This is a genomic window from Burkholderia reimsis (assembly GCF_003294055.1).
In the GTDB taxonomy this organism is placed as follows: domain Bacteria; phylum Pseudomonadota; class Gammaproteobacteria; order Burkholderiales; family Burkholderiaceae; genus Burkholderia; species Burkholderia cepacia.
The window spans coordinates 179,427-202,906 of sequence record NZ_QMFZ01000004.1 but is presented as its reverse complement, the minus strand read 5'-3'; the positions used below and the strand labels follow the sequence as shown (position 1 = coordinate 202,906).

Genomic DNA, 23,480 nt, shown 5'->3' with positions numbered 1-23,480 from the left:
GGCGCCGTGCTACGGCGCGCGCGCCATCTCGACGTGCGGCACGCCGGCTTCGACGAACGGTTCACCGACCGCCGTGAAGCCGTGCCGCAAGTAGAACGACACGGCCGAATCCTGCGCATAGAGCCGCACGACGATTTCGCCGCGGCGCCGCGCCGCGTCCAGCAGCGCGTCCAGTACGGCCGACCCGACGCCCTGGCCACGTGCATCGGCCAGCACCGCGACACGGCCGATCGTGCCCGACGGCAGCAGCCGCCCCGTCGCGACCGCGCGGCGCACGCCGGTCGCCGCATCGACCCGGTACGCCACCGCATGGAGCGACAGCGGATCGTCGTCGTCGAGCTCCCATTCCGGCGGAATCTGCTGCTCGCGCACGAACACCGCGTCGCGGATCCGCGCGGCGTCGCCGCCCAGTACCGTCCAGTCGCCCGTTTCCACCACGCCGTCCGTCATCGCAGCCCTCCACGCGGCGCGCACGCCGTCAAATGCCGTCAAACGTCGTCGAATGCGGCCTTCAGTGCCGCGACCGCGTCGGCATGCGCGGCCCGCACCTCGGGGATGTAGCCGCCCATCTTGAAGAATTCGTGGATCATCCCCGGATAGCAGACCAGCGTGACCGCATTGCCCGCCGCACGCAACTTCTCCGCATACGCGGCACCCTCGTCGCTCAGCGGATCGTATTCGGCCGTCGCGATCCACGCCGGCGCGACGCCCGCGAACGACGGTGCATCGCGCGTGCCGTCGAGCGGTGCGAAACGCCAGTCGTCGCGGTCCGCCCGATCGCGCACGTATTGCGTGAAGAACCACTGGATCGTGTCCTGCGTCAGCAAGTAGCCGTTCGCGAGCCGTGCGTGCGATCCGGTGTCCTGGTAGCCCGTCACGCCCGGATAGATCAGCATCTGCAGCGCGACGCGAATGCCCGCATCGCGTGCGAGCACCGCGCAGACGGTCGCGAGCGTGCCGCCCGCACTGTCGCCGCCGACGGCCAGCCGTTCGGCATCGATGCCGAACGTGGCGGCCTCGCGATGCAGCCATTGCAACGCGTCGTCGGCGTCGTTCACCGCGGTCGGGAACCGGTGCTCCGGCGCGAGCCGATAGCCGACCGACAGCACCGCACACTGCGCGTCGTGCGCGAACATCCGGCACAACGCGTCATGCGTATCGACGCTGCCGACCGTGAAACCGCCGCCGTGGTAGTACACGAGCGCAGGCAGCGGCTCCGCGAGGCTCGGCGCGACCGGCAGGTACAGCCGCGCGCCGATCGTGCGGCCATCGCGCGTCGGGACGACGCACTCCTCGACCGAATGCATCGGCGCCGGTGCGACGTCGAGGATCGGCGCGCTCTTCTCGTACGCGGCGCGCGCCTGCTGCGGCGTCTGGTGATGGTAGGACGGACGTTTCGCGCGCTCGATCATGTCGAGCACCTGGGCGATCTTCGGATTCAGCGGCATCGATAAGGACGGCGCCGGTGCGACGCCGTGAACGGACAAGCGTCACATGATGCCACGCCCTCGTCGCGCGGGCGCGGTGCGCAATCCCGGCCCTCTCTCGGCCTGCCGTGAACGCGTTCGACGGCACACCCGTACCGTGCAAGACAAAACGGCCCTGCCGGCAAAGCGGCAGGGCCGTGCGTCCCGGCGCTTACGCGTCGCTCGGGCCGGGCTGGGCGTCCGGCGCCGTGCGCGAGCGTTGCCGCTTGATGTCGCGGCCCACCGCGAGCCGCCGCATGTACTTGAACGTGCCGAGCGCCTTCGCGACGAAATTGCCGTCGCTGTCGCGCACTTCGCCTTCGCAGTAGGCCATCGTCGTCGAGCGATGCATCACGCGCCCGTAAGCGCGCAACTCGCCGCGCCCCGGCTGCATGAAGTTCACCTTCATCTCGACCGTCACGACGCCGACGCCGTCGTCGGTCAGGCTGCGCGCGGCCATCGCGAGGGCGATGTCCGCGAGCGTCATCGTCACGCCGCCGTGCGCGATGCTCCACGTGTTCATGTGCCGCTCTTCGAGCGGGAGCACGAGCTCGCTCGCCCCGTCCTTCGCGGACACGAGCTGCACGCCGAGCAGGTCGACGAACGGGCTTTCGATCGACGGGCCGTCCGTCGGGGTTGCCGCGTCGCTCATCGTGCGCTGTCGACGATGTAGTCGACGCATTCGCGCGACTCGGCCACCGCGACGACGAATTTCTTCACTTCCTGGTGAACCGGGTGCACCTGGTAGGCATCGAGTGCGGCCTTGTCCGCGAAATCGGACACGAGCACGATGTCGGCGGTCGCATCGAGGCCGGGCGTTGCCACGCCGACGTCGATCTGCAGCGTGCCCGGCACGAGGTCGCGACAGCCTTCGAGCTTTTCCTTCAGCTTCAGCGCGTTCTGCGCGCGCGTCGCGCCTTCGGCCGATTCTTTCAACTTCCACATGACGATATGTCGGATCACTTCGGTTGCTCCTGTTCGTTGGTGTTCACGAAGCGGGCTCGGCCCGCCTCGTGGCCGGCCGGGTGATGCCCGGCCAGTCGTCTGCCCGCTTCGCTTGCACGCGGTCGCGGCAACGGAGGGAAAACGCGTATCGAATCGGCTGTCGCCCGGCCTTTCCGGCGACGATACGCGCATTTTCACCGTGTCGCTCACCGACGGCGCGATCCGCGCAAGCGGCGGCAATCGCCAAGCCTACCAAACTTGAAGGCTCCGATGGAACGATCGCGCAGCCTTCCATTGAATCGCGGGAACGCGGCTTGCCCGGCTTCACGTGCGCCGCTTCGGCGCAGGCCTGCACGCCTCGGCAATCGCCCGCGCAAACTCGACGATTCAATTCCGGCATGGCAGCAATCGGCAAAATGAAACGTCATTGCCGATTATTTATTCACCGAATATCCGGATTTCAATACCCGCCTTCATTAAATCGCATAATTTACCGACTCAATGAGTAATAGTTACGATCGCTTTTTTTGCAAAACAGCCTGAAATCAGGAAAACGCCATTGACTTCGATTATTCTGGAAATTTAGAATTCCCTACAGCGGCTTACGATTAATTTTCTCCCGCCGCACACAAGGCGGCACGCGCCTGCACGAACGCCGCCCGCCTTGCCTTTTCTCGCTTCATGTCGAGGCGGCGTCCCTTGCCGTTTCAGTTTTCGGCATTTATCGCCTGCTTGCCAATTTCCTGCTCGATTCACTCACCGCAACAGCATCACATCCTGATTAACACCCGGCATTCACTCGAATGCCCGCGACACGGTACCAAACGGACAACAGATCCGTTCATTCGACCATCCCGATAAAAAATCGCCAGTCATCAGGAGGGACATCAACATGCATCGCCTTGTGAAGTCGCTGTGCCTCGGATTCATCTGCGCCGGCCTGCTCGCGGCCTGCAACGACGACGACGTCAAATCGAACAGCCCGCCGTCGAACAACGCCGCGCTGTCGTTCCGCATGGACGCCGGCGGCCAGATCAACGCGTTCTACCGGCAGGACAAGGTCGCCGCGCACCTGCTGGTGCGCTCGTCGACGAAACCGCGCCTGCTCGTGGTCTTCCCCGCCGGCAACAGCGGCACGGGGCTGTGGTTCGACGACACCGCGCAGCCGGTGAACTGGAGCCTCGACACGCCGCCGTCCGCGCTGTCGGCACCCGACGCGCACGGCCGCCCGCTGTACGGCATCGGCGCCGACGTGTCGGTGGACACCGGCACGCTGACGATCCGCCAGGGCGTGCTCAGCAACGTGCGCTTCCTGCGCGACTTCAACGGCGGCGCAACGATTCCGCAACAGATTCTCGCCGCGCCGACGGTCCAGGGCAGCGCCGCGCAATGGCAACGCGACCGGATCGACGGCGCGCCCGGCTATTCGCTGCGCATCACGTTGCGCGACGGCGGCAGCATCGTGCCGGCTGCGGGCGGCAAGCTCGTCCTGAGCGCACCCGCGGGCTCGCACACGCTGCGGCTGCATGTCGATGCGCTGTCGGGCGAGACGCCGTTGTCGCCGATCACGCGCGCCGATCTGCTCGCGCCGTCGGTGAACCCCGACCCCGTGAGCCAGAACGTGCTCGAATTCCTGAGCTTCCACGACAAGCTGCTGGCGGGCTCGTGGCAGTACGACACCTACTTCGGCCGCGACACGCTGATCTCGGTTCGCATGCTGATGCCCGTGCTCGAACCCGCGGCGATCGAGGCCGGCCTGTCGTCGGTGCTGAGCCGGCTGTCGGTCGACGGCAAGGTCGCGCACGAGGAAGGCATCGGCGAGTTCGCACTCGTCGACAACCAGAAGAACGGGAAACCGAACGATCCGACGCCGACCTACGACTACAAGATGATCGACAGCGACTACCTGCTCGCGCCGATCGCGGCCGCGTGGCTGATCGACGATACGCGCGGCCAGGCGCGTGCGGCTGCGTATCTGGCCCAGCGTGGCAGCGACGGGCAGACCAACGGCGCCCGCCTGGTCGTCAACCTGCTGCACGTCGCGACCACCGCGCAGCCGTTCGCGCAGCAGCCGTCGGTCGCGAACCTGATCCACCTGCGGCCCGGCGAGATCGTCGGCAACTGGCGCGACAGCACCGACGGGCTCGGCGGCGGCGTCTACCCGTACGACGTGAACGCGGTGCTCGTGCCTGCCGCGTTGCGCGCGGCGAACGCGTTCCTCACGCGCGGCCTGCTCGATCCGTACCTGGATGCCGGACAGCGCGCGACGCTCGCCAATACGGCGAACCAGGCGGCCACATGGGAAACGCAGGCGCCGCAGCTGTTCCAGGTGAGCGTGCCGGCCGCGCAGGCGACCGCCGACGTGTCGGCCTATGCACCGTCCGCCGGCGTGCCGCCCGGTGCCGCGCCAAGCGCACCGCTGGCCTTCTACGCGCTGTCGCTCGATCAGCAGGGCAACCCGATTCCGGTGATGAATTCGGACGGCGGCTTCGCGTTGCTGTTCGGCACACCGCCGGACGACCAGCTCCAGCGGATCGTCGCCGACGTCACGCGGCCGTTCCCGACCGGGCTCGTGACCGATGCCGGCATGCTGATCGCGAACCCTGCGTATGCGAGCCAGGCACTGTGGCCGAAATTCACGAGTTCCGCGTATCACGGCACGGTGATCTGGTCGTGGCAGCAGGCGATGTGGGTGGCCGGGCTCGATCGCCAGCTCGCGCGCCAGGACCTGTCGGCCGCGACCCGCACGCTGCTCGCGCAGGCGCGACAGACGATCTGGCAGGTGATCTCGAACGGGCGCGACATGCGGACGTCGGAGATGTGGACGTGGTCCTACGTGAACGGCAAGTACCAGACCGACGCGTTCGGCACGCGCAGCGCCGATGCGACCGAAGCCAACGCGGCACAGCTCTGGAGTACGACGTATCTCGCGATCCGCGATCCGCAGCAGCGCGCGGGCAAGTATTGGTGGCAGGCGTCGCGGCAGATGCAGGATGCGCAGCCGGAAAACGCGGCGGCCCTGGCATCGCGCTAGTTGCGTATCACCCGTCGCATGCCGACCGGACATGCTGAAGCCCCGGGTACGTTACCTCGCCCGGGGCTTGGGCGGAAATCGAAACGATCGACACGCCTTCGGCACGGCCGCGTTGCCGAACGTCCCGCGTGCCGCGCCACCCCGCGTCACCGCGACACGACGCGGTTTCGCCCTTCCCGCTTCGCCTGGTACAACCGTTCGTCGACCACGCGCAGCAACGCGTCGACCGTGCTGCCGTCGACCCCGTATTGCGCGACGCCGACGCTGACCGTCACCTGCACGCGCTTGAAATCGAGCCCGAACGGCGAGCTCGCGATCGACGAGCGCACGCGCTCGGCCGTCATCCGCGCGCCTTCGAGCGGCATCTCGGGCAGCAGCGCCATGAACTCCTCGCCGCCGACCCGCGCGAGCCCGCCGGCCGGCCGGATCGCGTCGAGGCACTGACGCACGACGCCGCGCAGCACCTCGTCGCCGATCTGGTGCCCGTACGCATCGTTGATGTTCTTGAAATTGTCGAGATCGAGTGCGAGCAGGCAGAACGGCGTGCCGTCGCGCTCGGCCCGCACCATCTCGCGCTCGACCTGCGCGATGAACTGCCGGCGGTTCGACGCGCCCGTCATCGGATCGGTCGCGGCCATGTATTCGAGCTTCTGGTTCGTGCGCCGCAGTTCCTGCAGCGCGCTCTCGGTGCGCGCCATCGATTCCGACAGCCGGCTCATCAGGTCTTCCTGGCTGTAGATCGCCGAGAACGAGCGCGTCGTCTGCAGCGCCTGCACGACGCCGTAGCTGAGCAGGAAGAAGCCGCCCGCGAAAATCGCATGCGCGAGCCACCACATGTGATTCCACGGCTTGCCGAGAATGAACGCCAGCGACGACAGCGCAAACGCCATGATCGACACGCCGTAGATCACCATCAGCGGCGAGCGGATCCGGCGCGCGAGCAGCATGGCGACGTTCAGCAGCGAGAACACGAGCGCGCCGCCTTCCATCGACAGCCGCGTGCCCGGCGCGCCCGCGACCGGCGAATACGCGATGTACGCCACGACGACGTTGACGATCACGAAGAACACGATCCACGGCAGCCACGTGCGCACGCTCGTGCGCTTGTCGAAGCGATCGGGCGGACGGGCATAGGACAGCAGGCCCGTGAGCAGCAGGATCGACATCACGAGCCGCGACGCGGGCCCGTACAGCAGGAACAGCCAGATATTGTGATGCGCCATCCCGGTGAACGCACCGTGCAGCGCGTAGATCATCGCGAAGCCGAGAAAGCCGAGTGTCAGCCAGCGCAGCAGCGGTTCGCCGGACGACCGGTAGCACACCCACGTCACGTAGGTAACGAACCCGCCCTCGAGGGTCGCGGCCGCGATCGCGATTTCATGGAACGCGTGGTTCTCGAACACCGCGTGCGGGTCGCTGAAGAACCACAGATAGGCGATCAGATAGGCGGGCAGCAACGCGAATCCGACCAGCAGGCATTTCGCGTAGAGCCTCGCGGCCGCGCTGACGACGCGCGGCGGTTCCCCGGCTGCATAGGTCGTACTCATTCGGTCCCCGGTCGGTCTGCTGCGTTGGTTCGAACCTTCGCGGCACGGATCGTGCGACGCACGATCCGGCCCATCGTGCCGAAAGGCAAATGTCAGAGCAAGTATAGGTGGGGCAAATTGTTTGACAAGTAAGGGGAAACGGCATTGCCCGGCGCACGCCTTTTGCTTCCCGATTGTTTCGAATGGCGGTTCAGTCGCGCCGATTCGCATCGCGGCCGCCTGCCTCGCCGAAGCGAAGCCGCGGCCGCCGCCCGCCAAAGATCAGAGGATTTCGAACAGGCCGGCCGCACCCTGCCCGCCGCCGATGCACATCGTGACGACCACGTACTTCACGCCGCGCCGCTTGCCTTCGATCAGCGCGTGGCCCGTCAGGCGCGCGCCCGACACGCCGTACGGATGGCCGACCGCGATCGCGCCGCCGTTCACGTTCAGGCGATCCTCAGGAATCCCGAGCGTGTCGCGGCAGTACAGCACCTGCACCGCGAACGCTTCGTTCAGTTCCCACAGGCCGATATCGTCGACCTTCAGCCCCGCCTGCTTCAGCAGCTTGGGCACCGCGAACACGGGGCCGATGCCCATCTCGTCCGGCTCGCAGCCCGCCACCGCGAAACCGCGGAATACGCCGAGCGGCTGCAGCCCTTCGCGCTGCGCGGCGTCGGCGCTCATGACGACGCAGGCCGACGCGCCGTCCGAGAACTGGCTGGCGTTGCCGGCGGTGATCACGCCGCCCGGCACGGCCGACCGGATCTTCGACACGCCTTCGAGCGTCGTGTCCGGGCGGATCCCTTCGTCGGCCGATACCGTCACTTCCTTCGTGAACAGACGGCCCGTGGCCTTGTCGGCGATGCCCGCGAGCACCGTGATCGGCACGATCTCGTCGCGAAAGCGTCCGGCTTCCTGCGCGGCCGCGGCGCGCAGTTGCGACTGCACGCCGTACTCGTCCTGCCGCTCCTTCGAGATGCCGTAGCGCTTCGCGACGTTCTCGGCCGTCTGCAGCATGTTCCAGTAGATCTCGGGCTTGTGCTGCGCGAGCCAGCCTTCCTGGATCATGTGGTGGTTCATCTCGTTCTGCACGCACGAGATCGATTCGACGCCGCCCGCGACGTACACCTCGCCTTCGCCCGCGATGATCCGCTGCGCGGCCAGCGCGATGGTCTGCAGCCCCGACGAGCAGAAGCGGTTCACCGTCATCCCCGGCACGCTCACGGGCAGCCCCGCGCGCAAGGCGATCTGCCGCGCGATGTTCGCGCCGGTCGCGCCTTCGGGGTTCGCGCACCCCATGACCACGTCCTCGACGCGCGCGGGGTCGAGCTTCGCGCGTTCGAGTGCGGCCGCGACCACGTGGCCGCCGAGCGTCGCGCCGTGCGTCATGTTGAAAGCACCGCGCCAGGATTTCGCCAGCGGCGTGCGGGCGGTCGATACGATTACGGCTTCGGTCATGCGAGTCTCCTTCGGTCCTGCTTCATGTCCTGCATCGAATGGGGAAAATGCGCTACGCCGCCGGGCGCGCGCCCGCGGACGTCACATGCGCGACGCCCGCTGCCTGCATCTGCTGCCATGCGTGGGCGAGCGACCCGTTCAGGTCGATCGCGCGGCACGCATCGTTGATCACCGCGGCGTCGAAACCGGCCGCACGCGCGTCGAGCGCCGACCACGCGACGCAATAATCGGTCGCGAGCCCGCAGCACCACACGCGCTTCGCGCCGAGCTCGCGCAGATAGCCCGCGAGCCCCGTGCGCGTCGTGCGATCCGCTTCGACGAATGCGGAATAGCTGTCGACCTGCGCGTCTCCACCCTTGCGGATGACGAGCCGCGCATGCGGGATGTCGAGGTCGCGATGCAGCGCCGCGCCGTCGGTGTCCTGCACGCAGTGCACGGGCCACAGCACCTGCTCGCCGTACGGCAGCGCGAGAGTGGAGAACGGTTCGCGGCCCGGATGGTTCGCCGCGAACGACACGTGCTCGCGCGGGTGCCAGTCCTGCGTCAGCACGACCTGGTCGAAGCGCCGCGCCAGCGCGTTGATCACCGGCACGACCGCGTCGCCGTCGGGCACTGCGAGCGCGCCGCCCGGCATGAAGTCGTATTGCACGTCGATCACGAGCAGTACGTCGTCGGTGTGTCTCATTGCGTTTCTCCGGGTGTGCGTCGCGCCGCGATCCGGCGCGTCAGCCGTTGAACCCGCGGCCGGCCTTCGCGAGCTCGGCGATCGACGGCGCGAGCTGCCATGCGTCGCCGTTCGGCGCGGCCGCGTAGCGGCGAATCGCGCGCTCGACGTTGTAGAGGCCGACCACGTCCGCGTGCAGCATCGGGCCGCCGCGCCACAGCGGGAAGCCATAGCCGGTCAGGTAGACCATGTCGATGTCGGACGCCTTCGACGCGATCTTCTCCTCGAGGATCTTCGCGCCTTCGTTCACCAGCGCGAACACGAGCCGCTCGACGATCTCGTCGTCGCCGATCTTGCGCCGCTCGACGCCGCGCTCCTTCGAATACGCGACGACCATCTCGTCGACGAGCGACGACGGCTTTGCCTTGCGCTCGCCCGGCACGTAGTCGTACCAGCCGGCGCCCGTCTTCTGGCCGAAGCGGCCCTGCTCGCACAGGCGGTCGGCGATCTTCGAGTACTGCAGGCCGGGCTGCTCGACATAGCGGCGCTTGCGGATCGCCCAGCCGATGTCGTTGCCGGCGAGGTCGCTCATCCGGAACGGCCCCATCGCGAAACCGAATTTCTCGATCGCGCGATCGACCTGCGCGGGCAGCGCGCCTTCCTCGAGCATGAAGAGCGCCTGGCGGATGTACTGCTCGATCATCCGGTTGCCGATGAAGCCGTCGCACACGCCCGACACGACCGCCGTCTTGCGGATCTTCTTCGCCACGGCCATCACGGTGGCGAGCACGTCCTTCGCGGTCTGCGCGCCGCGCACGACCTCGAGCAGCTTCATCACGTTCGCCGGGCTGAAGAAGTGCATGCCGACGACGTCCTGCGGACGCTTCGTGAATGCCGCGATCTTGTCGACGTCAAGCGTCGACGTGTTCGACGCGAGGATCGCGCCCGCCTTCGCGACTTCGTCGAGCTTCCTGAACACCTGCTCCTTCACGCCGAGTTCCTCGAACACGGCCTCGACGATCAGGTCGGCTTCCTTCAGGTCGTCGTAGGACAGCGTCGGCGTGATCAGCGCCATGCGCGCGTCGAGCTTCTCCTGCGTGAGCTTGCCCTTCTTCACCTGCGCGTCGTAGTTCTTGCGGATCGTCGCGACGCCGCGCTCGAGCGCTTCCTGTTTCGTTTCGAGCAGCGTGACGGGCAGCCCTGCGTTCACGAAGTTCATCGCGATGCCGCCGCCCATCGTGCCCGCGCCGATCACGCCGACACGGCGAATCTCGCGCAGCGGCGTATCGGACGGCACGTCGGGAATCTTGCTCGCCGCGCGCTCACCGAAGAACGCATGCCGCAGCGCGCGGCTTTCCGGCGTCATCATCAGCGCGACGAAACCCTCGCGCTCGGCGATGCTGCCCTTGTCGAAGCCGTGCAGCACGCCGGCCTCGATCGCGTCGATGCACTTGTGCGGCGCGGGGAAATTCGGTGCGGCGGCCCGGGCCGAATTGCGCGCGAACTGGATGAAGCCCGCGGCGTTCGCGTGGACGATCTTGCGATCGCGCACGCGCGGATGCGGCCCCTTCTGCGCACCGGCCTTGCGCGCGAACGCGACGGCCGCGTCGAGCAGGTCGCCGTCGGCCATCTCGTCGAACAGCCCGCTCTTCGCGAGTTGCTCCGACGGCACGGGCGCGCCCGACACGATCATGTTCAGCGCGGTTTCGAGCCCCACCGCGCGCGGCAGGCGCTGCGTGCCGCCCGCGCCCGGCAGCAGGCCGAGCTTCACCTCGGGCAGCGCCACCTGCGCGCCGGGTGCCGCGACACGGTAATGCGCGCCGAGCGCGAGCTCGAGGCCGCCGCCCATCACGACGCTGTGCAGCGCCGCGACGACGGGCTTCGCGCTCGCCTCCACCGCGCGGATCACGGTGTGCAGCGTCGGCTCCTGGAGCGCCTTCGGCGTATTGAATTCGGTGATGTCAGCGCCGCCCGAGAATGCGCGTCCCGCGCCGGTCAGCACGATGGCCGTGACCGACGGGTCCTGCGCGGCGCGATCGAGCGCGTCCATGACGCCCTGACGGGTCGACAGGCCGAGCCCGTTGACGGGCGGATTGTTGAGCGTAAGGACGGCCACGCCGTCGCGAGTCGAGTAATCCACTGCCATCTGCCTGCCTCCATGCATCGCGCGCCGGGGTGGCTGCGCTTCATTGTGCGCGGTCGAACAGCCGCATGTCCGGTTGAACGCAGGCAGCATACAACGAAAAAGCACGGTCGTTCAATTTGAATTTTGTTCCCGATCCGGGGACGGATCGGGCGACCGTTTCGCGAGCCGCTTGCGGCCCGGGCGCAGACGTTACGGCTCGCGTTACGACTCGCCGACCGCCGTCGGCAACACGTAATCGCGGAATGTCTCGCGCAGCTTCAGCTTCTGCAGCTTGCCGGTCGCGGTGTGCGGCAGCGAGTCGACGAACACGACGTCGTCGGGAATCCACCATTTCGCGACCTTGCCTTCGTAGAACGCGAGCAGCGCGTCACGGTTCAGGTTCGCCCCTTCGCGCGGCACCACGACGAGCAGCGGGCGCTCGGTCCATTTCGGGTGCGCACAGGCGATGCAGGCGGCCTCGGCCACGCCCGGGTGCGCGATCGCGACGTTCTCGATGTCGATCGAGCTGATCCACTCACCGCCCGACTTGATCACGTCCTTGCTGCGGTCGGTGATCTGCAGGAAACCGTCGGGGTCGATCGTCGCGACGTCGCCGGTCGGGAACCAGCCGTCCGACAGCGGCGACGTATCGCCGCGAAAGTAGTGGTCGATCACCCACGGGCCGCGCACCTGCAGCTCGCCGAACGCGACGCCGTCCCACGGCAGCTCGTGGCCGTCCTCGCCGACGATGCGCATGTCGACGCCGCAGATCACGCGCCCCTGCTTCTCGAGCAGCTTGCGCTGCGCGTCGAGCGGCCGCTGCGACTGCGCCCAGTTGAGCTTCGCGAGCGTGCCGAGCGGCGACAGTTCGGTCATCCCCCACGCATGGATCACGCGCACGCCGTATTCGTCCTCGAAGGTGCGCAGCATCGCGGGCGGGCACGCGGAGCCGCCGATCACCGTGCGGTTCAGCGTCGAGAAGCGCACGCCGGCCTCGCGCATGTAGTTGAGCAGGCCGAGCCACACGGTCGGCACGCCCGCGGAGAACGTCACGCGCTCGGCTTCCATCAGCTCGTACAGCGATTTCCCGTCGAGATCCTTGCCGGGCAGCACGAGCTTGCCGCCCGTGAGCGGCACCGCGTACGGCAGCCCCCACGCGTTGACGTGGAACATCGGCACGACGGGCAGCACCGCGTCCATCGCGGACAGGTTCATCGCGTCCGGCAACGCGGCGCCGTACGCGTGCAGCACGGTCGAGCGGTGCGAATACAGCACGCCCTTCGGGTTGCCGGTCGTGCCCGACGTGTAGCAGAGCCCCGACGCCTGCTGTTCGTCGAGGCGCGGCCAGTCGTAGCGGCCGTCCTCCGCTTCGACGAGCGTTTCGTAGCACAGGAACGGCGTCGTGCCGGACGGCAGGTGCGCGGCGTCCGTCATCGCGACCCAGCCCTTCACGTGCGGGCATTGCGGCGCGATCGCATCGACGAGCGGGGCGAAATTGAGGTCGAAGAAGACGTAGCGGTCTTCCGCGTGATTGACGATGTACGCGATCTGCTCGGGGAACAGGCGCGGGTTGATCGTGTGGCACACGGCACCCATGCCGCCGATCCCGTAATACGCTTCCAGATGCCGGTAGCCGTTCCACGCCAGCGTGCCGACGCGATCGCCGGTTTCGACGCCGAGCCGCGCGAGCGCCTGCGCCAGTTGCTTTGCGCGGCGTTCGCAATCGCGGTACGTGTAGCGATGCAGATCGCCTTCCACGCGCCTCGATACGATCTCCGTGTCGCCGGCATGTCGCGCGGCATGAGAAATCAGCGAGGACACCAGCAACGGCATGTCCATCATCTGGCCCAGCAACGGCTTACCCATCGTCTTGTTCTCCGTGAGGATGCGAATCGGTGACCAGCCTCTGCGGCGCGCCCGTCAGCGGCCCCGGACGGGCGTCGCGCATGGCGCGCGGGCCGCCATGCGGGCGGCGCGGCGCCGCCTTACAATATCGGCTTACCCAGAGGCGCTCAACATGTCGTTTTCCCGAAGCGCAGCCGATACGGCTGACACCCTCCCCGACCTCGCCGCCACGCTCGGCGCGCCCGCCGCCGGCGCGTTCGTCGCACTCGGCGACGCGTTTCATACGCGGCTGCCGGCCGCGCCGCTTGCCGCGCCGTACGTCGTCGGCTTTTCCGGCGAAGTCGCGCACCTGCTCGACCTGCCGCCGTCGCTCGTCGCGCAGCCCGGCTTCGCCGAGCTGTTCGCCGGCAACCCGACACGCGACTGGCCCGCGCACGCGATGCCGTACGCAGCGGTGTATTCCGGCCACCAGTTCGGCGTGTGGGCGGGCCAGCTCGGCGACGGCCGCGCGCTGACGATCGGCGAGCGCACCGGCACCGACGGCCGCCGCTACGAATTGCAGCTGAAAGGCAGCGGCCGCACGCCGTATTCGCGCATGGGCGACGGCCGCGCGGTGCTGCGCTCGTCGATCCGCGAATTCCTGTGCTCGGAAGCGATGCATCACCTCGGCATCCCGACCACGCGCGCCCTGACGGTGATCGGTTCCGACCAGCCGGTGGTGCGCGAGGAAATCGAGACGTCGGCCGTCGTCACGCGCGTGTCGGAGAGCTTCGTGCGCTTCGGCCACTTCGAACACTTCTTCTCGAACGATCGCCCCGACCTGCTGCGCCAGCTCGCCGATCACGTGATCGACCGCTTCTATCCGGATTGCCGCCACGCCGACGATCCGTACCTCGCGCTGCTCGAAGCCGCGACGCTGCGCACGGCGGATCTCGTCGCGCAATGGCAGGCCGTCGGCTTCTGCCACGGCGTGATGAACACCGACAACATGTCGATCCTCGGCGTGACGATCGACTACGGCCCGTTCGGTTTCGTCGATGCGTTCGATGCGAACCACATCTGCAACCACTCGGATACGAACGGCCGCTATGCGTACCGGATGCAGCCGCGCATCGCGCACTGGAACTGCTACTGCCTCGCGCAGGCGCTGCTGCCGCTGATCGGGCTGCAGCACGGCATCGCCGACGACGATGCGCGCGCCGAGCGCGCGGTGGACGACGCGCAGGCCGTGCTCGCGAAATTCCCGGAACGTTTCGGCCCCGCGCTCGAGCGCGCGATGCGCGCGAAGCTCGGCCTCGAGCTCGAGCGCGAGAACGATGCCGACCTCGCGAACAAGCTGCTCGAGACGATGCATGCGAGCCACGCGGATTTCACGCTGACGTTCCGCCGGCTCGCACAGGTCTCGAAGCACGACGCGAGCCGCGACGCCCCCGTGCGCGACCTGTTCATCGACCGCGATGCGTTCGATGCGTGGGCGAACCTCTACCGCGCGCGGCTGTCCGAGGAAACGCGCGACGACGCGACACGCGCGGCCGCGATGAATCGCGCGAACCCGAAATACGTGTTGCGCAACCATCTGGCCGAAGTCGCGATCCGGCGCGCGAAGGAAAAGGATTTTTCGGAGGTCGAGCGGCTCGCGCAGATCCTGCGCCGGCCGTTCGACGAACAACCGGAGCATGAAGCGTACGCGGCGTTGCCGCCCGACTGGGCCGGGTCGCTCGAAGTGAGCTGCTCGTCCTGAGGCCCGCAACCCGCGCGTATCGACCGACCGATCAGGAGAACCCCATGTCCCACGATTCCGACGACAAGACCTTCCCGTACCAGAAGGACGACGCCGAGCTGCGCCGGCGGCTCACGCCGATGCAGTACGAAGTCACGCAGCACGCGGCAACCGAGCGTGCGTTCACCGGCGAATACACCGACACCGAAGACGCCGGCATCTACAAGTGCGTCGTCTGCAGCACGCCATTGTTCGAATCCGGCTCCAAGTTCCATTCGGGCTGCGGCTGGCCCAGCTACTTCAAGCCGCTCAACGGCGAGGTGATCGACGAGAAGGTCGACTACTCGCACGGGATGGTGCGCGTCGAGGTCCGCTGCAACCACTGCGGCGCGCATCTCGGCCACGTCTTCGAGGACGGCCCGCGCGACAAGACCGGTTTGCGCTACTGCATCAATTCGGCTGCGTTAAACTTCGAGTCCCGACCCGAAAACGAATGAGCGGCGCCGGGCGGATCGGCGGGCTACGCCGCGCCGCCGCCCCGATCCGCTCCGGCGGTGCCTGGCGGGTCCCTACAACGGTGAAAGGCCGCGCAAGCGGCCTTTCACGCAGCTGCGAGCGCCATGAAATTCCTGTTCGATCTGTTTCCGATCATCCTGTTTTTTGCCGCCTTCAAGGTCTGGGGCATCTTTACCGCCACCGCCGTCGCGATCGTCGCGACGCTGGCCCAGGTCGCGTGGGTCGCCTTCCGGCACCGGAAGGTCGACACGATGCTGTGGGTCAGCCTGGGCGTGATCGTCGTTTTCGGTGGTGCCACCCTCGTCCTGCATGACGAGAAATTCATTCAATGGAAACCGACTGTGCTGTACTGGCTGTTTGCGATCGGGCTGCTCGCCGCGCGCTATGCGTTCGGCAACAACCTGATCGAGAAGATGATGGGCAAGCAGCTCACGCTGCCGCACCCCGTGTGGGACAAGCTGAACGTCGCGTGGGCGCTGTTCTTCGCGGTGCTCGGCGTCGCGAACCTGTACGTGGTGCACAACTTCACCGAGTCGCAATGGGTGAACTTCAAGCTGTTCGGCACGACGGGCGCAATGGTCGTATTCATCATCCTGCAGAGCCTGTGGCTCACGAAATACCTGAAGGACGAGTGACATGACGGACGCCTTTCTCCACGCGTCGCCCGACGAACGCATCGCGCTGATCGAAGCGCGCCTCACCGCGGCGCTCGCCCCGCTGTCGCTCACCGTGCGCGACGACAGCGCGCAGCACGCGGGCCACGCCGGCGCGTCCGCCGGCGGCCACTTCACGGTCACGATCGTGTCGGCCGCGTTCGCGGGCAAGCCGCGCGTCGCGCGGCACCGGCTGGTGTATGATGCGCTCGCTGATGCGATGCAGCGCGGCATTCACGCGCTCGCGATCGTGGCTTACACGCCCGAAGAATTCAACGAATCTTCAATCTAGTCTCATTAGGAATTCCCGATGATCCTGAAATCCCCCCGCCTGTGGGTCGCGGCGGCTGCTTTCGCAGCGGCACCGGCATTTGCCCAGAACATCGCCGTCGTCAACGGCACGCCGATTCCGAAGTCGCGCGCGGACGCGATGGTCGCCCAGCTCGTGCAGCAAGGCCAGACCGACAACGCGCAGCTGCAGCAGGCCGTGCGCCAGGAACTCGTGAACCGCGAAATCCTGATGCAGGAAGCAATCCGTGAAGGCATCCCGAACCGTCCGGACGTGAAGGCACAGGTCGCCGTCGCGCAGCAGACCGTCGTGCTGCGTTCGATGATCGAGAGTTTCCTGAAGAAGAACCAGCCGACCGACGCCGAAGTGAAGGCGCGCTACGACGACCTCGTCAAGGGTGCCGGCGGCAACCGCGAATACCACCTGCACCACATCCTCGTCAGCGACGAGCAGCAGGCGAAGGACCTGATCGCGAAGATCAAGGCCGGCGCGAAGTTCGAGGATCTCGCGAAGCAGTTCTCGAAGGACCCGGGCTCGGGCAAGAACGGCGGCGATCTCGACTGGTCCGACCCGAAGGCGTACGTGCCGGAATTCGCGGCGGCCGCGCAGAAGCTGCAGAAAGGCCAGATGACCGACACGCCGGTGAAGACGCAGTTCGGCTGGCACATCATCCGCGTCGACGACATCCGCGACATCGCGCCGCCGCCGCTCGAGCAGGTGAAGGCGCAGATCGCGCAGCAGCTCGTGCAGCAGAAGCTGCAGGCGTTCGAGGAAGGTCTGCGCCAGCAGGCAAAGATCCAGTAACGCTGGCGCTCGCCGCTCGTGCATCGAAAAGCCGCTCCCTGGAGCGGCTTTTTTGTTGCCCGCAGGCTGGCCGCAGGCGCATCACGATGTGCGGCGTTCCCACCAAAGAAAAGGCCGCTCCGAAGAGCGGCCTTTGCCGTATGCCTGATCGGCTCGCGCCGCGGACTTACGCGGGATGGAACACGTCGTGATAACGAACGTCGCCGGACGGCCGCGGCGCCGAGTCGTCGAGCGACAGCGCAAGGAAATACTCGGGCGGTACGCCCGGGAACACGATGTCTCCGGAAGGCGCAAAGCCGAAACGCGTGTAGTACGCGGGCTCCCCGAGCAGGACGCAGCCGCGCGCACCGAGGCGGCGCAACGCGTCGAGCCCCGCGCGCACCAGCCCCGTGCCGATGCTCTGCCGCTGGCAGTCGGGCAGCACCGCGAGCGGCGCGAGCCCATACCAGCCCTGGCTGCCGGGCGCCTCGCCGCCGATCGACACCGGCGAGAACGCGACGTGCCCGATCAGCCGGCCGTCGCGTTCCGCGACGAGCGAGACGCTCAACGCACCGTCCGCGCGCAACGTGTCGACGATCCGCCGTTCGAACTGCCCGCCTTCCGGCTCGCCCGCGAACGCGGCGACGATCACGCGGCCGATCGCGTCGGCCTCGCTCGCGCGCTCGTCGCGCAGCGTGACGACCTCGACCGGCGCGTTCGGATCGAACATCATCCCGATCAGCCGATCCAGCGGCGCGCGTTGCGGAACACGCGCATCCACGGGCTCGCTTCGCCCCAGCTTTCCGGGTGCCAGCTCATCGTGACCGTACGATGCACGCGCTCCATGTGCGGCATCAGCACCGAGAAGCGGCCGTCGGCCGTCGTGACCGACGTGATGCCGGCCGGCGAGCCGTTCGGGTTGAACGGATAACGCTCGGTTGCTTCGCCGCGGTGGTCGACGAAACGCATCGCGACCGCGACGCGATCGATGTCGCCCTGTTGCGAGAAGTCCGCATAACCTTCGCCGTGCGCGACCGCGACCGGAATCCGCGAGCCTTCCATCCCCGCGAAGAAGATCGACGGCGATTTCTCGACTTCGACGAACGAGAAACGCGCCTCGAACTGCTCGGACTTGTTGCGCGTGAACTTCGGCCAGGCTTCCGCACCCGGGATCATCGACGAGATGCTCGACAGCATCTGGCAGCCGTTGCAGATGCCGAGCGCGAACGTGTCGGGACGCGCGAAGAACGCCGAGAACATGTCGGCGAGATTCGCGTTGAAGCGGATCGTCTTCGCCCAGCCTTCGCCCGCGCCCAGCACGTCGCCGTACGAGAAGCCGCCGCATGCGACCGCACCCGCGAAATCGGCGAGATTCGCGCGACCGGCCAGCAGGTCGCTCATGTGCACGTCGTGCGCATCGAAGCCCGCGCGGTCGAACGCGTAGGCCGTTTCGAGATGCGAGTTCACGCCCTGCTCGCGCAGGATCGCGACACGCGGCCGTGCGCCCGTCGCGATGAACGGCGCCGCGATGTCGTCGGCCGGATCGAAGCTCAGCACCGGCGAGATGCCCGGGTCGGCCACGTCCAGCAGCGCGTCGTATTCGGCATCCGCGCACGCGGGGTTGTCGCGCAGGCGCGCGATGCGCCAGCTCACTTCGCTCCACGCGCGATGGAGTTCGGCGCGCGGTGCGTCGAAAATCTTCTTCGCGTCGCGGTACACCTCGATCACGTCGCGATCGTTGACCGAGCCGATCACGTGCGAGCATGCCGACAGGCCGAACTCGCGCAGCGCGCCCAGCACCGCGTCACGGTCGGTCGCGCGCACCTGCACGACGGCGCCCAGTTCCTCGGAGAACAGCGCGCGCAGCGTGCGATCCTCGCGGCGGCCGCTCGTCTGCTTCGCCCAGTCCTTCGCGTCGCCGTAGTCGGATTCGTGATTCGGGTCGAGCGTCAGCATGTCGACGTTCAGCGACACGCCCGCGTGGCCCGCGAACGCCATTTCGCACACCGTCGCCCACAGGCCGCCGTCCGAGCGATCGTGGTACGCGAGCAGCTTGTCTTGCGCATTGAGCGACTGGATCGCGTTGAAGAAACGCTTCAGGTCTTCCGCATCGTCGACGTCCGGCGTCGTGTCGCCGACCTGCTGCGTGACCTGCGCGAAGATGCTGCCGCCCATCCGGTTCTTGCCGCGGCCGAGATCGATCGCGATCAGCACGCTGTCGCCCGCATCGGCGATGCGGCGCAGCTGCGGCGTCAGGTGACGGCGCACGTCCTCGACCGGCGCGAACGCGGAGATGATCAGCGACACCGGCGACACCACTTCCTTCGCGACGCCCTGCTCGTCCCACTTCGTCTTCATCGACAGCGAGTCCTTGCCGACCGGGATGCCGATCCCGAGTGCCGGGCACAGCTCCATGCCGATCGCCTTGACCGTGTCGAACAGCGCGGCGTCCTCGCCGGCCGTGCCGCACGCGGCCATCCAGTTCGCCGACAGCTTCAGCTTGTCGAGCGACGCGATCGGCGCGCTCGCGATGTTCGTGATCGCCTCGCCGACCGCCATGCGGCCCGATGCGGGCGCGTCGATCACCGCGAGCGGCGTGCGCTCGGCCATCGTCATCGCCTCGCCCTTGAAACCCGCGTAGTCGAGCGCGGTGACCGCGCAGTCGGCCACCGGCACCTGCCACGGGCCGACCATCTGGTCGCGCACCGACGTGCCGCCGACCGAACGGTCGCCGATCGTGATCAGGAACGACTTGCTGCCGACCGTCGGGTGCTTCAGCACGTCGATCGCGACTTCCGACAGCGCGATGCCCGTCACGTCGACCGGCGCGCGCTCGGTCGTCACGCGCGTGACGTCGCGATGCATGCGCGGCGGCTTGCCGAGCAGCACTTCCATCGGCATGTCGACCGGGTATTCGTCGGCGCCCGTCGCTTCGTCGTCGACGAGCTTCAGCTGGCGTTCGTCGGTCGCGACACCGACCACCGCGAACGGGCAGCGCTCACGCGCGCAGATCGCCTCGAAACGCGGCAGGTCGGCCGGCGCGATCGCCAGCACGTAGCGCTCCTGCGCTTCGTTCGACCAGATTTCGCGCGGCGACAGGCCCGATTCCTCGAGCGCGACCTTGCGCAGTTCGAAGCGCGCGCCCTTGCCCGCGCCGTCGACGATCTCGGGGAACGCATTCGACAGGCCGCCCGCGCCGACGTCGTGGATGCTCAGGATCGGGTTTTCCGCGCCGAGCTGCCAGCAGCCGTTGATCACTTCCTGCGCGCGCCGCTCGATTTCCGGGTTGCCGCGCTGCACCGAGTCGAAGTCGAGTTCGGCCGTGTTCGCGCCGGTCGCCATCGAGCTCGCGGCGCCGCCGCCCATCCCGATCCGCATGCCGGGGCCGCCGATCTGGATCAGCAGCGAGCCGGCCGGCACGTCGTGCTTGTGCGTATGCTGATCCGCGATGTTGCCGAGGCCGCCCGCGATCATGATCGGCTTGTGATAACCATGCACCTTCCCGCCGACGTTCTGCTCGTACACGCGGAAGTAGCCGCCGAGGTTCGGGCGGCCGAATTCGTTGTTGAACGCAGCGCCGCCGAGCGGGCCGTCGATCATGATCTGCAGCGGCGACGCGATGCGGTCCGGACGGCCGTACGGGCCGTACGCGTCGTTGGGGTTGCGCTCGCCGACCGGCTGCGCGGCGTCGCGCGCGTTTTCCCACGGCTGGCGGGCGTCCGGCAGGTCGAGGTTCGACACGGTGAAGCCCGTCAGGCCGGCCTTCGGACGCGCGCCGCGGCCCGTCGCGCCTTCGTCGCGGATCTCGCCGCCCGCGCCGGTCGCCGCACCCGGGAACGGCGAGATCGCCGTCGGGTGGTTGTGCGTCTCAACCTTCATCAGCGTGTGCGTGAGTTCGGTGTGGCGGCCGTAGCGCTCGCCCGGCTCGCCGGCCGCGCCCGCGTTGCGCGGGAACCAGCGTTCGGCTTCGGCGCCGACCATGATCGACGAGTTGTCCGAATAGGCGACGATCGTGCCCTGCGGGCTCAGCTTCTCGGTGTTGCGGATCATCGCGAACAGCGACATGTCCTGCGCTTCGCCGTCGATCGTCCACTGCGCGTTGAAGATCTTGTGGCGGCAGTGTTCGCTGTTCGCCTGCGCGAACATCATCAGTTCCACGTCGGTCGGGTTGCGTTCGAGCTTGCGGAACGCGTCGACCAGGTAGTCGATCTCGTCGTCGGCGAGCGCGAGGCCCAGCTCGACGTTCGCGCGCTCGAGCGCGCCGCGGCCGATACCCAGCACGTCGACGGTCGACAGCGGCTTGGCCGGCAGTTCGTCGAACAGGTGCTGCGCGTCGTCGCGTGCCGCGACCACGCTTTCGGTCATCCGGTCATGCAGCGCGGCCGCGACGGCCGCGCGCGCGTCGTCCGACAGCGCCTTCTTGCCGCCGAGCAGGCCCGACTTCAGCGTGACCGTGAATTCGACGCCGCGCTCGATGCGGCGCACGTGCGTGAGGCCGCAGTGCCGGGCGATGTCGGTCGCCTTGCTCGCCCACGGCGAAACCGTGCCGAAACGCGGCAGCACGACGAAGGTCTCGGTCGTGCCCTTCTCGGCCGCCGCCTCGAACGGCGCGCCGTAGTGCATCAGCGCGTCGATGCGCGCGCTGTCGTCGGCCGACAGCGGCTCGGCCGCATTGACGAAGTGCAGGAACTGTCCGCGCACCGCGACGATGTTGGCGTCGATTTGCCTGAGCGTGTCGAGCAGACGGGTTTGACGGAAATCGGAGAGGGCCGAAGCGCCGGGAAAACACGAGAAGTGAGCCATGGGCTGGACTGACGTCGATGAGTCGCGCGAGGTGGCGACGTGGGGCGAAAGGAAGGCCGTAATTATACCCGGAAGTCGGTCGCCCAAGACCGGCCGATCGGCAACCCGCATGCACCGCATCGGTGCCGCGATGTCCACCGCGCACGGCCAGCCCGCCGGGCCGCCCCGCGCGGGCGCGGCAGCCGGCGGCCGCGGCCCGGCGGCACGGCCCGTGCCACCGCGGCGCCGGCTCCCGCGATTTTGGCGCTATCATTCCGGGTTCACCGGGCCCGGGCCCTCAGCGAATTCTCACCGGGCAGCGCCTGCGCGCCGCCCGTCATCGAAGCAATCCATGGATGTCATCGTCATCGGCGGCGGAATCAGCGGCGTCGCCACCGCCTACCAGTTGCGCGCGGCCGGCCATCGCGTATGCGTGGTCGAACGCCACGCGACCGTCGCGCAGGGTGCGACCTACGGCGACGGCGGCGCGCTGCTGCCGAGCCCGCTCGACGTCTGGTTCGGCCCGACCTTCATGCGCCAGCGCCAGCCGCGCGACAGCGGCATCGTCTACAAGCCCGGCTTCAACGGCGGTGTACGGCGCTTCGTCAAACAGCTCGGCAGGCTGCGCGAGCCCGACGCGTTCGCCGCGCAGTACACGCGGCTGCGGCCGCTGATCGACGCGTCGCGCGACGCGCTCGCCGACATCGAGACGCGCCTCGAGCTCGAATTCGAGCAGAAGCCCGGCATCCTGCACGTCGTGCGCGATCCGCGCGACTGGGAAGCGATGCAGCCCGCGCTCGACCTGCTGCGCACGCTCGACCAGCCGTACCGCCTGCTCTCCGCAGACGAATGCGCGGCACTCGAGCCGTCGGTGCCGGCCGAGCCCGGTTTCGCCGGCGGCGTGCTGCTCGAGACCGAGCGCACCGGGAATTGCCCGCTGTTCGCGAAACTGGTCAAGCAGACGCTCGACGAACACGGCGTGCAGTTCCGCTTCGGCGCGGAAGTCGCCGCGATCCGCGTCGACAACGGCCGCGCCGCGGTCGAGCTCGTCCCGCCCGGCGACCGCCGCGCGTCGAACGCCCGCGACGTCGACGTGATTTCCGCCGATGCGATCGTGGTCGCCGCCGGCGCCGGCAGCCTGCCGCTGCTCGACCGCCTCGGCTGGCGCCTGCCGCTGCACCCGGTGCGGGTCCACGCGCTGACCGCGCCGGTCGCCTACGAAGAACATGCGCCGCACCTGAACGTCATCGATTCGATCAAGCGCATCTCGATCACGCGCACCCACCAGCGGCTGCGCGTCGGCGGCGGCGCCGTGCTGCAGAGCCTGCCCGACACCGCGAAGCCGCTCGCCGAGCCGCTGTCGGAGGCCGCGCTCGCGTTGCTCGGCCAGGCCGTCCACGACTGGGTGCCCGGTGCCGCGAGGATCTCGGCCGCGCTGTCCTGGCAAGGTACGCAGCTGCTGTCGCCGGACGGCCTGCCGGTCGTCGGTCCGACCCCGCATCCGCGCGTATTCGTCAATTTCGGGCATGGCCCGGCCGGCTGGGGGCTCGCATGCGGGTCTGCTAAAGTGGTGGCCGACTACCTGGGCGGCGACGTGCAGCACTGGCGCGCCGACACGCTCGCCGCGCTAAGCGCCGGGCGCTTCACGACCTGACCGCCGCGGGCCCGTCC

18 protein-coding genes are annotated in these 23,480 nt (G+C 68.0%); 7 read left to right on the top strand and 11 right to left on the bottom strand.

The window, feature by feature from the left end:
* Positions 1-9 precede the first annotated feature (9 nt).
* The 4 genes from DPV79_RS07550 to DPV79_RS07535 form a co-directional block, all read right to left on the bottom strand.
* The gene (locus DPV79_RS07550; protein WP_060084279.1) at positions 10-450 is read right to left on the bottom strand and encodes a GNAT family N-acetyltransferase; all 441 of its coding nucleotides are present in this window, start codon (positions 448-450) and stop codon (positions 10-12) included.
* A gap of 38 nt (positions 451-488) precedes the next feature.
* Entirely contained in the window at positions 489-1,448 is a 960-nt protein-coding gene (locus DPV79_RS07545) for an alpha/beta hydrolase (protein WP_060228171.1), read from the bottom strand.
* 190 nt (positions 1,449-1,638) lie between these two features.
* Positions 1,639-2,118 carry a PaaI family thioesterase gene (locus tag DPV79_RS07540; protein WP_011352338.1) on the bottom strand — a complete coding sequence of 160 codons (480 nt, stop codon included), beginning with the start codon at positions 2,116-2,118 and terminating at the stop codon, positions 1,639-1,641.
* Positions 2,115-2,429 carry a Dabb family protein gene (locus tag DPV79_RS07535; protein WP_027787175.1) on the bottom strand — a complete coding sequence of 105 codons (315 nt, stop codon included), beginning with the start codon at positions 2,427-2,429 and terminating at the stop codon, positions 2,115-2,117. The genes DPV79_RS07540 and DPV79_RS07535 overlap by 4 nt, the downstream gene beginning before the upstream one ends.
* 874 nt (positions 2,430-3,303) lie before the next feature.
* Between DPV79_RS07535 and DPV79_RS07530 the strand changes: the two genes are divergently transcribed.
* Positions 3,304-5,445 (top strand): hypothetical protein, encoded by a 2,142-nt coding sequence (locus tag DPV79_RS07530; protein WP_113045109.1) that lies wholly within the window; start codon positions 3,304-3,306, stop codon positions 5,443-5,445.
* Between the two features lie 146 nt (positions 5,446-5,591).
* On the opposite strand, the gene DPV79_RS07525 is transcribed toward DPV79_RS07530, so the two are convergent.
* The 5 genes from DPV79_RS07525 to DPV79_RS07505 all read right to left on the bottom strand — a co-directional run bounded on the left by DPV79_RS07525 (position 5,592) and on the right by DPV79_RS07505 (position 13,087).
* Positions 5,592-6,992, bottom strand: a complete 1,401-nt coding sequence (locus DPV79_RS07525; RefSeq protein ID WP_021163392.1) for a GGDEF domain-containing protein — start codon at positions 6,990-6,992, stop codon at positions 5,592-5,594.
* Between the two features lie 261 nt (positions 6,993-7,253).
* The gene (locus tag DPV79_RS07520; protein WP_113045108.1) at positions 7,254-8,432 is read right to left on the bottom strand and encodes an acetyl-CoA C-acyltransferase; all 1,179 of its coding nucleotides are present in this window, start codon (positions 8,430-8,432) and stop codon (positions 7,254-7,256) included.
* Positions 8,433-8,484: 52 nt separating this feature from the next.
* Positions 8,485-9,117, bottom strand: coding sequence for a bifunctional nicotinamidase/pyrazinamidase (gene pncA / locus DPV79_RS07515; protein WP_027787171.1), 633 nt, complete (start codon positions 9,115-9,117; stop codon positions 8,485-8,487).
* A 40-nt stretch (positions 9,118-9,157) separates the two neighbouring features.
* A complete protein-coding gene (locus tag DPV79_RS07510) occupies positions 9,158-11,242 on the bottom strand; it encodes a 3-hydroxyacyl-CoA dehydrogenase NAD-binding domain-containing protein (RefSeq protein WP_113045137.1) in 2,085 nt (694 codons plus the stop codon).
* A gap of 201 nt (positions 11,243-11,443) precedes the next feature.
* The gene (locus tag DPV79_RS07505) at positions 11,444-13,087 is read right to left on the bottom strand and encodes a 3-(methylthio)propionyl-CoA ligase (protein ID WP_059708046.1); all 1,644 of its coding nucleotides are present in this window, start codon (positions 13,085-13,087) and stop codon (positions 11,444-11,446) included.
* Positions 13,088-13,238: 151 nt separating this feature from the next.
* Here DPV79_RS07505 and DPV79_RS07500 point away from each other — a divergent pair, with 151 nt between their 5' ends.
* The 5 genes from DPV79_RS07500 (at position 13,239) to DPV79_RS07480 (ending at position 17,048) form a co-directional block, all read left to right on the top strand.
* Positions 13,239-14,807 carry a protein adenylyltransferase SelO gene (locus tag DPV79_RS07500; protein WP_113045107.1) on the top strand — a complete coding sequence of 523 codons (1,569 nt, stop codon included), beginning with the start codon at positions 13,239-13,241 and terminating at the stop codon, positions 14,805-14,807.
* Positions 14,808-14,851: 44 nt separating this feature from the next.
* Complete coding sequence (gene msrB / locus DPV79_RS07495) at positions 14,852-15,283, top strand: peptide-methionine (R)-S-oxide reductase MsrB (RefSeq protein ID WP_021163396.1); 432 nt, start codon at positions 14,852-14,854, stop codon at positions 15,281-15,283.
* A gap of 123 nt (positions 15,284-15,406) precedes the next feature.
* Positions 15,407-15,937: a septation protein A gene (locus DPV79_RS07490; RefSeq protein WP_011352350.1), complete on the top strand. Its 531-nt coding sequence runs from the start codon at positions 15,407-15,409 to the stop codon at positions 15,935-15,937.
* A 1-nt stretch (position 15,938) separates the two neighbouring features.
* Positions 15,939-16,247 (top strand): BolA family protein, encoded by a 309-nt coding sequence (locus DPV79_RS07485; RefSeq protein WP_021163397.1) that lies wholly within the window; start codon positions 15,939-15,941, stop codon positions 16,245-16,247.
* Between the two features lie 18 nt (positions 16,248-16,265).
* Entirely contained in the window at positions 16,266-17,048 is a 783-nt protein-coding gene (locus DPV79_RS07480; protein ID WP_048021011.1) for a peptidylprolyl isomerase, read from the top strand.
* Positions 17,049-17,214: 166 nt separating this feature from the next.
* Here DPV79_RS07480 and DPV79_RS07475 read toward each other — a convergent pair whose 3' ends face one another.
* Both DPV79_RS07475 and purL read right to left on the bottom strand, forming a co-directional pair.
* Positions 17,215-17,760: a GNAT family N-acetyltransferase gene (locus DPV79_RS07475; protein WP_059490102.1), complete on the bottom strand. Its 546-nt coding sequence runs from the start codon at positions 17,758-17,760 to the stop codon at positions 17,215-17,217.
* 5 nt (positions 17,761-17,765) lie between these two features.
* Positions 17,766-21,830: a phosphoribosylformylglycinamidine synthase gene (gene purL, locus DPV79_RS07470; protein ID WP_059816786.1), complete on the bottom strand. Its 4,065-nt coding sequence runs from the start codon at positions 21,828-21,830 to the stop codon at positions 17,766-17,768.
* A gap of 331 nt (positions 21,831-22,161) precedes the next feature.
* On the opposite strand from purL, the gene DPV79_RS07465 reads away from it, so the two are divergent.
* Complete coding sequence (locus DPV79_RS07465) at positions 22,162-23,463, top strand: FAD-dependent oxidoreductase (RefSeq protein WP_113045106.1); 1,302 nt, start codon at positions 22,162-22,164, stop codon at positions 23,461-23,463.
* Positions 23,464-23,480: the final 17 nt, after the last annotated feature.